The organism is Providencia sp. PROV201, from assembly GCF_028479545.1.
GTDB classification, from domain to species: Bacteria; Pseudomonadota; Gammaproteobacteria; order Enterobacterales; family Enterobacteriaceae; genus Providencia; species Providencia huaxiensis.
In genome coordinates this window covers 60,052-73,946 of sequence record NZ_JAMPNW010000012.1, presented here as the reverse complement: position 1 = coordinate 73,946, position 13,895 = coordinate 60,052, and the positions used below count along the sequence as shown (strand labels likewise).

Below are 13,895 nucleotides of genomic sequence, written 5' to 3'. Positions count from 1 at the left end.
AATTTATCTCCTTACACCTTTTCCACATTGACAAGGAATGATTTAAATTCCGGTGTCTGAGTATTCGCATCACCCACATACGGGGTTAATGTGTTGGCAATAAAGCCTTTCACAGCCAAGCCTTCAAAGCCCCAGTGAATTGGAATACCGATAGTATCGATATCTTTTCCAGCCACTTTCAGCGTATGAATACGTTTGGTCACCACGGCTTTCGCTTTAATGTAACCACGTTTGGAGCTAACTTTCACCGTATCGCCTTGCTTGATACCTTTCTCATTCGCTAAACGTTCACCAATTTCAATGAACTGCTGTGGCTGAATGATGGCATTTAACAAGGCATGTTTTGTCCAATAGTGGAAATGCTCGGTTAAGCGATAAGTCGTTCCCACGTAAGGGAATTCTGTCGCTTTACCCATTTGCGCCCAGTCGTCTTTAAATACGCGTGCAGCAGGGTTTGAGACCACATTTGGATGCAATGGATTCGTATCCAATGGCGTTTCAATCGGCTCGTAGTGCTCTGGGAATGGGCCTTCGGCCATTTTATCCAATGCAAATAGACGCCCCATCCCTTCTGGCTGCATGATAAACGGACCAACACCACTACCCGGTGCAGCATTGCTATAGTCAGGAATATCCATGCCTATCCATTTGCTGCCATTCCACTCGAGGATTTGGCGTTTTGGATCCCACGGTTTACCCATTGGGTCTGCCGATGCGCGGTTATAAATAACACGACGGTTCAGAGGCCATGCCCATGCCCAACCTAATGTGTTACCCAGACCCGTTGGGTCAGAGTTATCACGGTTGGCCATTTGGTTACCTTTTGGTGTCCAGCTACCTGCGAAAATCCAGCAACCACTTGCGGTCGTACCATCATCACGCAATTGAGCAAACGAGCTCAGCAGTTCGCCTTTTTTCGCAATAACGTTGCCATCAGCATCTTTCAAGTCAACTAAGGCATAGCCATTGTTTTCTTGGGCAACTTCTTCTGGCGTTGGGTTATCACGGTCGAAGTAATTCCAAGTCATACTCAGAACTTGTTCAGGCACCGCACCACCTTCAGAGGCATACAGTTGGCGTAAACGGTGGAAAATACCGGACAGGATTTCACCATCACTAATCGCTTCACCAGGGGCATCTGCGCCTTTCCAGTGCCACTGTAGCCAACGCGCTGAGTTAACAATCGAACCATTTTCTTCAGCAAAACAGCAAGATGGCAGACGGAATACAGTAGTTTGGATTTCTGCCGGGTTCACATCATTCATTTCACCGTGGTTTTGCCAGAAATTCGACGTTTCCGTATTCAATGGGTCAACGGTAATCAAGAATTTCAGTTTTGACAGCGACTTAACAACTTTATTTTTATTCGGGAATGAGGCTAATGGGTTAAAGCCTTGGCAAATATAGCCATTCACTTCACCCTTATCCATCATCTCGAAATAACGCAGCACATCGTAGCCTTGATCCCATTTCGGTAATAAATCAAAGCCCCAATTATTTTCTTTCTGCGCTTTATCGCCATAGAACGTCTTCATCAAACTAACAAAGAATTTCGGGTAGTTACCCCAATAGTTTACCTGGCCTTCAACCGTCGCTTTTGGCGTGTTTGCAGCTAAGTAACTTTCTAATGTCGTTTGTTTGTCTGATGGTAAGGTTAAATAACCCGGCAAGCTTTGAGATAACAATCCTAAGTCAGTTAAACCTTGGATATTGGAGTGTCCACGCAGGGCATTTACACCACCACCTAACATCCCCATATTACCCAGCAGTAATTGGATCATCGCCATGGTACGGATATTTTGCGCACCCACGGTATGTTGAGTCCAACCTAATGCGTATAAGAACGAGGCAGTTTTATCTTTAGCACTGGTTTCTGCAAGGTATTCACAGACTTGCAAGAAGTCTTTGATTGGCGTCCCACAGATGTTATTCACCACTTCAGGTGTATAACGGCTGACGTGCTCTTTTAATAGGTTTAACACACAGCGTGGGTGTTTCAGAGTTGGATCACGCAGCGCAAGGCCGTTTTCATCCATCTCATAGTTCCACGTGGTTTTATCGTATTGACGTTTTTCTTCGTCATAACCTGTAAACAGGCCATCATCAAACCCATAATCTTCACGAATAACTAAACTGGCGTTGGTATACGCTTCCACGTATTCACGCTGAATTTTTTCATTATCCAGTAAATATTTGATAACACCTGATAAAAACGCGATATCAGTCCCTGAACGGATAGGCGTGTAAAAATCCGCCACAGCCGCTGTACGGGTAAAGCGTGGGTCAATAACAATTAATTTGGCTTTATTATGGATTTTAGCTTCCATCGCCCAGCGGAAACCGACTGGATGCGCTTCTGCCGCATTACCACCCATAACGACAACTAGGTTTGCATTTTTAATGTCAACCCAGTGGTTGGTCATCGCACCGCGACCAAATGTTGGAGCAAGACTTGCTACCGTTGGTCCGTGTCAGACACGCGCTTGGTTATCAACGGCAAGCATGCCGAGAGCGCGGGTGAATTTTTGCGTTACAAATCCGCTTTCGTTACTACCAGCCGATGCGCACAGCATACCGGTGGTTAGCCAACGGTTAACCGTCACACCATCTTTATTTTTCTCAATAAAGTTCGCATCGCGGTCTTCTTTCATTAGCTTAGCGATACGATCAAATGCGTCGTTCCAAGTGATACGTTTCCACTCATTCGTACCCGGCTCACGCACTTCAGGGTATTTCAAGCGGCTTTCACTGTGGATAAAATCGATAAGTCCAGCACCTTTCGGACAAAGTGCACCACGGTTTACCGGATGATCCGGGTCCCCTTCAATATGGAAAATGCTCTCTTTAGCATTTTTCGCGCCATCACCGAGGCTGTACATCAACAGCCCACAGCCGACAGAACAGTAGGTACAGGTATTTCTGGTTTCCTTCGCACGCAGTAATTTATACTGGCGCGTTGACGCTAACGCGGTGGCGGGTGCAAAACCCAAGGCCGCTGCCGTCGTACCTGCCATACCGCCAGCGCAGATCTTAAAGAACTGCCTTCTGCTGACTTGCATGGGGATCTCCTCATTTACATTGCTCATGTTTACCTAACGTCAATCGCGATAATCAGGTAAACTCTTCTTATTCAACGTTATCCTTACGTATCCAGGTTCATTGCCTGGCAAATGGTGTAAATTCTTTTTACCCATAATTAATATTATGTATCATTAATGCTAGGAATTCATCTAATGTATGAAACAAATACTACAAATGACTCCAAATTAACCAAAATGATTGGCTTAAACCACACAACTGTGCAACAAAAAGGCAACCTTGATTTGCCCGTTAATGATTACGTTGCGGAAGAATATCCTGTCGCTTTAGTATTTAATGGCATATCTCACGTGGTGATGATGGCAACGCCAAAAGATTTGGCGGATTTTGCTGTCGGGTTTGCCCTTTCGGAAGGAATAATACAGTCAGGTGATGAAATTCGTGGAATTGATATCGTTGAAGGCTGCAACCGCGGAATTGAAGTACAGGTTGAATTATCTAGCCGCCGATTTATGGAACTCAAAGAACGTCGCCGTAATCTAGCAGGGCGTACGGGCTGTGGCATTTGTGGTACAGAGCAACTTGACGAAATTTTCAAACCGATCGCCCCTCTGCCTTTTACTCAAACTTTTTCTTTATCGCACCTCGATAATGCATTACATGAATTGAAAAAAGTGCAAGAAATTGGCGCACTGACGGGTTGTACCCACGCTGCCGCATGGATATCTCCAGAAGGGCAATTAGTCGGTGGATGTGAAGATGTCGGCCGTCATGTAGCACTTGATAAACTTTTGGGTATGAAACATCGCAACCAATGGCAACAAGGCGCAGTACTAGTTTCCAGCCGCGCGAGTTATGAGATGGTGCAAAAAGCCGCCAGTTGCGGTGCTGAAATCCTATTTGCCGTCTCTGCGGCTACCGCCCTCGCTATCGAGGTCGCAGAGAAAGCCAATTTGACGTTAGTTGGATTCTGTCGTCAGGGGAAAGCGACAGTGTTTACGCATAGCTTTCGTATCAGGAACTAATTTTTAAAAATTAAATCTAATAATTGCAATATCATATAAATTATATCAAATTGAAAAATAATAAATATTTGTCATTTTAACTTATTATTTTTGTCGTATTTTCTCCATTGAGAAATGTCGTATTTTTGATTATAATATAATCAAAGCGCATAGGAGGTATAATGACAATACAAGACAGAATACAAAAAAAAGTAAAGCGTTCTAAACGTTCTGTTTTCCTACGCTCTGACTTTTCAAAAATAGCTGATTATGATCAAGTAGGCCGTATACTCAAAAAACTTACAGACAATGGTTTATTAATGAGAATTGGTTATGGTGTCTATGTAAGAGCCAGAGTGAATCGCATCACTGGTAAATTAATGCCAGATAACCCAAGTGGTGCTGATGGCGTTATTATCGAAGTAATGAAAAAACTCAATGTTGATTATACTTTTGATAAGCTATCTCTGATGAATTTGTCTGGTGAGAGTACACAAATTCCTTCTAATATTAAAATCATCCCTAAAAATCCTAAATTTACTCGTAAAATTAAGGTAGGGAAACAAAGTATCAATGAAACTCGATAGCTCTTTATTTATTGATGTTGCCGATGCCATAGGGCTCGGCAACCCAGCGATAGTTGAAAAAGATTATTATGTTGTTCAATTACTTAAACTCCTATCTAACTTTCAGTTTACATATCACCAAGCTATCTTTTCAGGAGGAACAGCTCTCGCCAAATCGGATATCAAAACTTATCGAATGTCTGAAGACATTGATATAAAACTAATTCCAAACCAAAGATATTCTGAATTAGCATCTCGAAATGCAAGAAAAACAGCCCGAAGAGAAATAAAAAACATTATTGAAGAAATAATTAACCAAAATTCTATTTTTTCTTTAGATAATGCGCCTTCTGTTAAAGATGAATACCGCTATTTTTCCTTTGATATCCGTTATCCTCAAGATCACAGGCAAGCACCATGTTTACGTCCTTTTATAAAATTAGAATTTATAGAGACAGACCTTCTTAGTGAACCCATATCTAGGAATATTCAATCTATCTATTCAAATGTTACAGAATCTGATATCGAAATTTATAACATGATTTGCTCGGCAATTATTGACACTCAAGCTGAAAAGTTACTATCGATGCTACGAAGAACAGCGAGTGTCGCAAGAAATGGCCAACGTGAAGATGATGAGACACTTATTCGACATGTTTATGATACTTTTCATATACAGCTATCCCAACCATCTAATATTGAATTCTTAAGTCAATTACTGAAAAAAGCACTTGATGGAGATATTACAAGATATGGAAATCAACATACACAACTGGTTGACTCGCCTATTACAGAACTTCGCTATGGGCTAAAATTATTAGTAGAAACCCCAAAATTCATAGAGCGTTATAATAACTATGTAAGTCCTATGGTTTATGCAGAAGTTCCTACTCAATGGGATGAAGCAATTATTGCTTTTACTAGCTTAGCTCATCAAGTATTGGATTATATAGAACAAGAACTTAATAAATAAACTAAAAGTTAGCCAATTTTTATTACCCATTGGCTAACCACTGTACCTTTTATCTTACTAGCTAATAGTCATCACTTCCCAATACAAAAACTTGAGAAGATACGGCCTAATAAATCATCAGAGGTAAATTCACCGGTAATTTCACTAAGTTCCTGCTGAGCTAAACGCAATTCTTCTGCTAATAACTCACCGGAGCGAGCATTCACTAACTGGTCATAACCCTGTTCTAGGTGAACGGCGGCTGCATTTAGTGCTTGTAAATGGCGGCTACGTGCTAAGAAACCACCTTCTGTATTGCTGTTAAAGCCAATGGCTTCTTTTAGGTGATCGCGCAGCAAATCGATGCCTTTTTCTTCGCGTGCAGACAAACGAATTAACGGATAACGCGTATTATCAATAAACTCAACGGGTTCACCCGTCATATCCGCTTTGTTACGAATTACGGTGACCGGAAGTTCATCGGGTAAACGCGCCATAAATTCAGGCCAAATCTCTTGTGGTTCAGTTGCATCGGTTGTGGTGCTATCTACCATAAACAGCACGTGGTCCGCTTGTTCAATCTCTTTCCACGCACGTTCAATACCAATTCGCTCAACTTCATCACTGGCTTCACGCAGGCCTGCGGTATCAATGATATGCAAAGGCATACCATCAATGTGAATATGTTCACGCAACACATCACGCGTCGTACCCGCAATATCCGTGACAATCGCAGCTTCGCGACCCGCCAATGCATTTAACAAGCTCGATTTACCTGCATTTGGGCGCCCGGCAATCACCACTTTCATTCCTTCACGTAATAAACTGCCTTGGCGAGCTTGGGAACGAACTTGTTCTAAATCTGCCACGACTTCATTGAGTTTTGCTTCAATTTTACCGTCAGACAGGAAGTCAATTTCTTCATCAGGGAAATCAATCGCAGCTTCTACATAGATGCGCAAGTGAGTGAGTGCTTCCACCAATTGGTGAATATGGGAAGAAAATGCGCCCTGTAGGGAGTTCATTGCAGAACGAGCCGCTTGCTCTGAACTTGCATCAATCAAGTCAGCAATCGCCTCTGCTTGGGCTAAATCCAGCTTATCGTTTAAAAACGCACGCTCAGAGAACTCTCCCGGATTCGCAATGCGAATACCAGTAATCGTTAATATTCTTCTTAGCAATAAATCAAGAATAACTGGGCCGCCATGTCCTTGTAATTCAAGCACATCCTCACCCGTAAATGAATTTGGTCCAGGGAAGTAAAGTGCAATACCTTGGTCAAGAACAGCACCGTCCACATCACGAAATGGCAAGTAGTCCGCATAGCGCGGTTTAGGGAGTTTTCCCAGCACGATTTCAGCAACTTGTGCCGCTTTCGGGCCAGATACACGTAAAATACCGACACCACCACGACCGGGAGGTGTTGCCTGTGCGACGATAGTATCGTTGATTTGCATGATGTTTCTCTGTCATTCCTATAAAAAAATTAAGGCGGTCATTAAATGGCCGCCTTAATATTATATCGATAGCTGAGCAGAAGGCTCACCTAAAATTCAATTTATTTCTTTTCTTTCTTATCGCGACTGTGTAGACCACGTTTTTCCAGACCACGGTAAATCACCTGCTGCTGGATAATGGTTACTAAGTTACTCACGATATAATACAGAACCAGACCTGATGGGAACCACAGGAAGAAGATAGTGAACACGACTGGCATGTAAGTCATAATCTTCTGCTGCATTGGGTCAGTGACTGCAGTTGGTGACATTTTCTGAATAACGAACATGGTCACACCCATCAATACCGGTAGGATATAGTACGGGTCTTGTGCAGACAAGTCTTGGATCCAACCGAAGAATGGTGCGTGACGCAGTTCAACAGAACCCATCAACATGTAGTAAAGTGCAAGGAAGATAGGCATTTGGATAAGCAACGGTAAACAACCACCCAGTGGGTTTACTTTCTCTGCTTTATACATCGCCATCATTTCTTGGCTCATACGTTGTTTGTCATCACCAATACGCTCACGCATTGCAGCCAGTTTAGGTTGCAGTAAACGCATTTTCGCCATCGAGGTGTACTGTGCTTTAGTCAGCGGGTACATAATACCACGAACGATAAAGGTGATAACGATGATGGCAATACCCCAGTTGCCCACGAAACCGTGAATGAATTTCAACAGTTTGAACAGTGGCTGAGAGATAAACCATAACCAACCATAATCAACGGTTAAGTCTAAATGTGGTGCAACTGCGGCCATTTCAGACTGAATTTCAGGACCAACCCATAATGTTGATGAATAAGTACCTGCACCGTTAGCTGCGATAGTCATTGGTTCACTCTTATAACCAATGATGGCAGATTTTTTATCAAGGTCGATGGTATAGAAAGTGCTCTTTTCCGCACTTGCCGGGATCCACGCCGTTGCAAAATATTGTTGCAACATTGCCACCCAGCCACCTTTGGTGGTTAAGTCGAGGTTTTTATCTTCGATGTCGCCAAAGCTATATTTTTTATAGTTGTTTTCATCAGAAGAATACGCCGCACCACGATAGGTATGCAGAGCAAAATTGCTGCTGCCTGTATCACGCTCTTTCGGTAACTCGATAGTTTGTTTTAACTGACCGAAGAAAGCGAGACTCAGTGGTTGAGCGGTTGGGTTTTGAATACTGTATTCAACTTCAACAGTATATTGGCCACGCTTAACAATGTACGTTTTCTGATACACAACACCGTTGTTATCAGTAAATGTCATTGGTACGCGCAAGACATCTTGGCCTTTCTCTAATGTGAAAGTTGTAGAATCTGCGCTATACAGCGGACGTTCGCCATTATTATTTGCTGGGTTGTCTGGACCATGAAGACCAATTAAACCACTCTGTGCCTGGTAGACAAAGCCTGGATTAGTTTCCAGTAAACGGAAAGGGCTTTCCGAATGAAGGGTCGCAGGATAGGCTAACAGGTCAGCCTCATCGATATCACCACCACGAGTATTGATGCGTATATCCAGTACATCAGTCTTGACTGTGATGAGCTTACCTTGCCCACTGCCAGTTACGGCTTGAGCATCACTGCTTGGCATATCCGCTTGTTGCGAAGTTTGAACAGTTTTAACGTCCTGAGCAACTTTATCGCTCTCCCAGGCCTGCCAAACTAAGAACGACACGAACAACAAAGCGATGAGTAGAAGATTGCGTTGCGAATCCATCGTTATAATTCTCTATTATCATCAGTTTTTCTAGGTGGGACAGGATCATCTCCACCAGCGTGTAAAGGGTGGCATTTTAATACGCGTTTCGCCGTTAACCAACTCCCTTTTAGCATACCAAACCTGCGCAATGCCTCAATTCCGTAATTTGAACAAGTAGGATTGAAGCGACAACGAGGCCCTAACAACGGGCTAATTGCCAGTTGGTAGCCTCTGATCAGCATGATCAGGATTTTTGAGCCAAGCGACGATGACGACGCCATAACTTATCCAATGCTTCCGTGATCTGTTGATTGTCAAGATTGGCGACCCCTCTCCTTACCAATAACACAAAATCCATTGGAGGCAAGTCGTGTTGATGTAAACGAAAGTATTCACGCGCTAATCGTTTAATACGATTTCGCTCATGAGCTCGTTTAACATTTTTTTTAGCGATGGTAAGACCGATGCGGGGATGCCCCAGCTCGTTTAGGCGACCAAGGATTGTTATCTCTGGGGAACTCGCCCTCTGCGGCTGCTTAAAGACATTATCGAAATGCCTGGGAGTTAACAAACGTAACTCCCGGGTAAAAGCGAGCGTAACCACTTGAATAGAGGGCTAGCTTTATTACTTAGATGAAACGGTCAGACTAGAGCGGCCTTTCGCACGACGGCGAGCCAGAACTTGACGACCATTTTTAGTAGCCATACGAGCGCGGAAACCGTGTGAACGGTTGCGTTTCAGTACGGACGGTTGAAAAGTGCGTTTCATAACGATTTCTACCTAACTTTAAAATTTATTACTGATTCAGTAAACGCGTTGGCAACCAGTGAAAACTGATTTACACCTGTGCCTCTATCGCAACAATATAGAAAGAGGCAGGATTGTAATAAAACATAGGGGGTCACGTCAATGAAATGACGCAATCAAACCACTTTTATTTATAGCCTGGCTGACCGGTTTGCCGACATATGTTGTGACAGCCGACGAATGATTACATTCGTATACTGACTGAAAACCTGCTTTTTGCCCCGCCCCGCCTAACATTAACGTTAAAATAGAGCGATATGACCCAACAAGTTTACCTCAGTTTCGTGTAAAAATCACATCTGTACTGTACACAGGGAGGAAGATTATACGGACTCCGCCCCAAAGCGCAAGGATCTTCAAGAGATCTAAAAATATTTTTTGATCATACAGAATATTTCCAGTAAATCGTCTAAAGTTATCCCCAGCATGTGGAAAAATGGCAGTAAATTAAGGTAGCCCAGTCTATTTCTTCTTTATAAGAGGTTCCTTATCACATTTACCTGTGGATAAAAAGCATAAAAACTGTGTAAAAGAATGGAGATCTCTGACTAATTTTGCGGTATGATCGCAGGTCTATTTCTGATCCATCGATCAGCGATATGCAGTAAGTAAGAGTTAACCTAAAACATTTTTGGGTCATTGCGATTAAACGTAAGCCCGAGAAAATTCTTTGTTTACATCCGTACTTCTTGTTCCATTGACCTTGTTTAGGGGAGTCCAACGTGTCACTTTCGCTTTGGCAGCAATGTCTTGCCCGATTGCAGGATGAACTACCTGCCACAGAATTCAGTATGTGGATACGCCCTCTTCAAGCTGAATTAAACGACAATACACTGGCACTTTATGCCCCAAATCGTTTCGTTCTCGACTGGGTTAGAGACAAGTACATCAATAATATCAATGAATTATTGAATGACTTTTGTGGAACTGACGCGCCTGCACTACACTTTGAGGTAGGCAATAAACCGATTACAGTCGCACCGGCAGCAGCACAAGCACGTACAGCTCAACAAGTACCTGCATTTGCCGTTCCGTCAGCCCCAATGAAACCGAGTTGGGACAATTCAGCCAAAGTACAGCCTGATGTTGCTTATCGTTCTAATGTAAACCCTAAGCACACTTTTGATAACTTTGTTGAAGGTAAATCGAACCAATTGGCTCGCGCTGCAGCGAGGCAGGTGGCAGAAAACCCAGGTGGTGCCTACAACCCATTATTTCTTTATGGTGGGACAGGTTTAGGTAAAACCCACTTATTACATGCTGTCGGCAATAGTATTATGCAGCATAAAGCCAACGCTCGCGTGGTTTATATGCACTCAGAACGTTTTGTTCAAGATATGGTCAAAGCTTTACAGAACAATGCCATTGAAGAATTTAAACGTTATTATCGTTCTGTTGATGCACTGCTTATTGACGATATCCAGTTTTTTGCTAACAAAGAGCGCTCACAAGAAGAGTTTTTCCATACTTTTAATGCGCTACTTGAAGGTAATCAACAAATTATTTTGACCTCCGACCGTTATCCAAAAGAAATTAACGGTGTGGAAGATCGCTTAAAATCGCGTTTTGGCTGGGGCCTAACCGTCGCAATCGAACCACCAGAGCTAGAAACTCGAGTCGCGATTTTAATGAAAAAAGCAGATGAAAATGAGATTCAACTTCCGGGTGAAGTGGCCTTTTTCATCGCCAAACGCCTTCGCTCGAACGTTCGTGAGCTAGAAGGGGCGTTAAACCGCGTGATTGCCAACGCTAACTTTACTGGCCGGGCGATTACTATCGATTTTGTCAGAGAAGCACTGCGTGACTTATTAGCACTACAAGAAAAGCTGGTAACTATTGATAATATTCAAAAAACAGTTGCTGAATATTATAAAATTAAGGTAGCAGATTTACTGTCTAAGCGCCGTTCTCGTTCTGTCGCACGTCCGCGTCAAATGGCAATGGCACTAGCAAAAGAGCTGACTAACCATAGTTTACCTGAAATCGGGGATGCCTTTGGCGGCCGTGACCATACCACGGTGTTACATGCTTGTCGTAAAATTGAACAATTACGGGAAGAAAGCCATGACATCAAAGAAGATTTTTCTAATTTAATCAGAACATTATCATCTTAATTGCTATGAAATTTACAATAGAACGCGAGCAGTTATTAAAACCGTTACAACAGGTTAGTGGTCCTTTAGGTGGGCGTCCAACTCTGCCTATTTTAGGTAACCTTTTATTACAGGTAAAAGAAGGCACCCTCCAACTCACTGGAACCGACCTTGAAATGGAGATGATGGCCAATGTTGCCCTAACAGGGGAGCATGAAATTGGCGCAACCACCGTGCCCGCACGCAAGTTTTTTGATATCTGGCGTGGGTTACCTGAAGGTTCTGAAATTCATGTAGAGCTGAATGATGACAGACTGCTCGTCCGCTCTGGGCGTAGCCGCTTCTCATTATCCACTTTACCCGCTGCTGATTTTCCAAACCTGGATGATTGGCAAAGCGAAGTGGAATTTTCTCTTCCGCAATCAATACTGAAACGTTTAATTGAAGCTACTCAGTTTTCAATGGCGCACCAAGATGTCCGTTATTACCTCAACGGCATGCTATTTGAAACCGAAGACCAAATGCTCAGAACCGTTTCAACCGATGGACACAGGCTTGCAGTCTGTTCGATGGATATTGGTCAATCGCTACCCTCTCACTCAGTGATAGTGCCTCGTAAAGGGGTTATTGAGCTAATGCGTTTGTTAGATGGCGGTGATACCCCTCTACAACTGCAAATTGGTAGTAATAATATTCGTGCTCACGTTGGGGATTTTATCTTTACCTCTAAATTGGTTGATGGCCGTTTCCCTGATTACCGTCGCGTATTACCCAAAAACCCAGACAAAACCTTAGAAGCTCGCTGTGATTTACTCAAACAAGCTTTTTCTCGCGCGGCTATTTTATCGAATGAGAAATTCCGCGGTGTGCGCTTGTATTTCAGTGAAAACCAATTGCGCATTACGGCCAATAACCCAGAACAAGAAGAAGCCGAAGAAATTGTTGATGTAAGCTACCAAGGTACTGAGATGGAAATTGGCTTTAACGTTAGCTACATCTTAGATGTCTTAAATGCGCTAAAAAGTGAAAACGTGCAACTTCTGTTAACCGACGCTGTTTCCAGTGTGCAGATTGAAGACGCTGATAGTAAAGCAGCGGTGTATGTTGTCATGCCAATGCGTTTGTAATCGGTATTTATGATCCTTTCGCGTTTATTGATCCGTGATTTTCGAAATATTGAAAACGCGGATCTCTCCCTTGCTAATGGGTTCAATTTTTTAATTGGCCCCAATGGGAGCGGTAAAACCAGTATACTGGAAGCCATATATACACTCGGTCATGGCCGTGCCTTTCGCAGCATTCAAGCGAACCGAGTTATTCGCCATGAGCAAGAACAATTTATTCTTCATGGTAAACTGAGCCATTTAGATGAACAGCGAAACGACCTTTCATTGGGTTTAAGCAAAAACCGCGATGGTGACAGTAAAGTCCGAATAGACGGCACTGATGGCCATAAAATTGCAGAACTAGCAAAATTATTGCCAATGCAACTGATTACCCCAGAAGGGTTTACCTTGCTAAATGGCGGCCCTAAATATCGACGTGCTTTTATTGATTGGGGTTGTTTTCACAATGACCCGCTATTTTTTTCAGTGTGGTCAGATTTAAAACGGTTATTAAAGCAACGCAATGCCGCTTTACGGCAAGTCACTCGTTATGAGCAAATTCGTCATTGGGACACACAACTGGCACCGCTTTCCGAGCAAATAAGCCAATGGCGCCATGACTATATTGCAGGTATTGCTGAAAATATTGAGCAAACTTGCCAACAATTTTTACCCGAATTTTCACTCTCGGTATCCTTCCAACGTGGTTGGGATAAAGAAATTGATTATTCAGAACAATTAGAGCGCCAATTTGAGCGTGATAGAGCACTAACCTATACCGCTTCAGGGCCACATAAAGCGGATTTGCGTATTCGAGCAAATGGAACCCCTGTTGAAGATATGCTTTCGCGGGGTCAATTGAAGCTGCTTATGTGTGCATTACGGTTAGCGCAGGGTGAGTTTTTCACCCGTCAGAGCGGGCAACAATGCCTGTATCTACTGGATGATTTTGCTTCTGAACTTGATGCCGGCCGTCGCCAATTACTGGCAACCCGTCTCAAAGCTACACAAGCACAAGTGTTTGTCAGTGCCATTACACCTGAGCAAGTTAATGATATGATAGATGCAAATAGCAAGATGTTTAGTGTAGAACATGGCAAAATAGAAGTTCAACCTCAGGAATAGAAAGAGCAGGAA

At 43.0% G+C, this 13,895-nt stretch carries 12 protein-coding genes; 6 read left to right on the top strand and 6 right to left on the bottom strand.

All coding sequences use genetic code 11. The features are described 5' to 3' along the window. Window positions 1-11: 11 nt before the first annotated feature. Window positions 12-3,059: a formate dehydrogenase-N subunit alpha gene (gene fdnG / locus PR809_RS11720; RefSeq protein WP_102140044.1), complete on the bottom strand. Its 3,048-nt coding sequence runs from the start codon at window positions 3,057-3,059 to the stop codon at window positions 12-14. A 174-nt stretch (window positions 3,060-3,233) separates the two neighbouring features. On the opposite strand from fdnG, the gene fdhD reads away from it, so the two are divergent. The 3 genes from fdhD (at window position 3,234) to PR809_RS11705 (ending at window position 5,582) form a co-directional block, all read left to right on the top strand. Beyond that, window positions 3,234-4,064, top strand: a complete 831-nt coding sequence (gene fdhD / locus PR809_RS11715; protein ID WP_102140045.1) for a formate dehydrogenase accessory sulfurtransferase FdhD — start codon at window positions 3,234-3,236, stop codon at window positions 4,062-4,064. Between the two features lie 161 nt (window positions 4,065-4,225). Beyond that, entirely contained in the window at window positions 4,226-4,630 is a 405-nt protein-coding gene (locus tag PR809_RS11710) for a DUF6088 family protein (protein ID WP_102140046.1), read from the top strand. Next, a complete protein-coding gene (locus tag PR809_RS11705; RefSeq protein ID WP_102140047.1) occupies window positions 4,617-5,582 on the top strand; it encodes a nucleotidyl transferase AbiEii/AbiGii toxin family protein in 966 nt (321 codons plus the stop codon). The genes PR809_RS11710 and PR809_RS11705 overlap by 14 nt, the downstream gene beginning before the upstream one ends. A gap of 71 nt (window positions 5,583-5,653) precedes the next feature. Here PR809_RS11705 and mnmE read toward each other — a convergent pair whose 3' ends face one another. From mnmE to rpmH, 5 genes are all read right to left on the bottom strand, one after another. Beyond that, complete coding sequence (mnmE, locus tag PR809_RS11700) at window positions 5,654-7,018, bottom strand: tRNA uridine-5-carboxymethylaminomethyl(34) synthesis GTPase MnmE (protein WP_102140048.1); 1,365 nt, start codon at window positions 7,016-7,018, stop codon at window positions 5,654-5,656. Between the two features lie 101 nt (window positions 7,019-7,119). Then, complete coding sequence (yidC, locus tag PR809_RS11695) at window positions 7,120-8,769, bottom strand: membrane protein insertase YidC (RefSeq protein ID WP_004906225.1); 1,650 nt, start codon at window positions 8,767-8,769, stop codon at window positions 7,120-7,122. A gap of 2 nt (window positions 8,770-8,771) precedes the next feature. After that, on the bottom strand, window positions 8,772-9,032 hold the full coding sequence (gene yidD, locus PR809_RS11690) for a membrane protein insertion efficiency factor YidD (protein WP_102140049.1): 261 nt from the start codon (window positions 9,030-9,032) through the stop codon (window positions 8,772-8,774). After that, window positions 8,996-9,355, bottom strand: coding sequence for a ribonuclease P protein component (gene rnpA / locus PR809_RS11685; protein WP_102140050.1), 360 nt, complete (start codon window positions 9,353-9,355; stop codon window positions 8,996-8,998). The genes yidD and rnpA overlap by 37 nt, the downstream gene beginning before the upstream one ends. Before the next feature lie 21 nt (window positions 9,356-9,376). After that, on the bottom strand, window positions 9,377-9,520 hold the full coding sequence (rpmH, locus tag PR809_RS11680) for a 50S ribosomal protein L34 (protein ID WP_042846776.1): 144 nt from the start codon (window positions 9,518-9,520) through the stop codon (window positions 9,377-9,379). Between the two features lie 761 nt (window positions 9,521-10,281). On the opposite strand from rpmH, the gene dnaA reads away from it, so the two are divergent. Genes dnaA through recF form a run of 3 tightly spaced genes read left to right on the top strand, consistent with a single transcriptional unit; the run spans window position 10,282 to window position 13,883 of the window. Next, a complete protein-coding gene (gene dnaA, locus PR809_RS11675; RefSeq protein ID WP_102140051.1) occupies window positions 10,282-11,673 on the top strand; it encodes a chromosomal replication initiator protein DnaA in 1,392 nt (463 codons plus the stop codon). A 5-nt stretch (window positions 11,674-11,678) separates the two neighbouring features. Next, window positions 11,679-12,779 carry a DNA polymerase III subunit beta gene (dnaN, locus tag PR809_RS11670; protein WP_102140052.1) on the top strand — a complete coding sequence of 367 codons (1,101 nt, stop codon included), beginning with the start codon at window positions 11,679-11,681 and terminating at the stop codon, window positions 12,777-12,779. Between the two features lie 9 nt (window positions 12,780-12,788). Next, window positions 12,789-13,883 (top strand): DNA replication/repair protein RecF, encoded by a 1,095-nt coding sequence (gene recF, locus PR809_RS11665; protein WP_102140053.1) that lies wholly within the window; start codon window positions 12,789-12,791, stop codon window positions 13,881-13,883. Window positions 13,884-13,895: the final 12 nt, after the last annotated feature.

Bases quoted from the DNA above. Each gene is read 5' to 3' on its own strand.
- fdhD (WP_102140045.1), top strand. From the start codon at position 3,234: ATGTATGAAACAAATACTACAAATGACTCCAAATTAACCAAAATGATT.
- PR809_RS11710 (WP_102140046.1), top strand. From the start codon at position 4,226: ATGACAATACAAGACAGAATACAAAAAAAAGTAAAGCGTTCTAAACGT.
- PR809_RS11705 (WP_102140047.1), top strand. From the start codon at position 4,617: ATGAAACTCGATAGCTCTTTATTTATTGATGTTGCCGATGCCATAGGG.
- mnmE (WP_102140048.1), bottom strand. From the start codon at position 7,018: ATGCAAATCAACGATACTATCGTCGCACAGGCAACACCTCCCGGTCGT.
- yidC (WP_004906225.1), bottom strand. From the start codon at position 8,769: ATGGATTCGCAACGCAATCTTCTACTCATCGCTTTGTTGTTCGTGTCG.
- yidD (WP_102140049.1), bottom strand. From the start codon at position 9,032: ATGGCGTCGTCATCGTCGCTTGGCTCAAAAATCCTGATCATGCTGATC.
- rpmH (WP_042846776.1), bottom strand. From the start codon at position 9,520: ATGAAACGCACTTTTCAACCGTCCGTACTGAAACGCAACCGTTCACAC.
- dnaN (WP_102140052.1), top strand. From the start codon at position 11,679: ATGAAATTTACAATAGAACGCGAGCAGTTATTAAAACCGTTACAACAG.
- recF (WP_102140053.1), top strand. From the start codon at position 12,789: ATGATCCTTTCGCGTTTATTGATCCGTGATTTTCGAAATATTGAAAAC.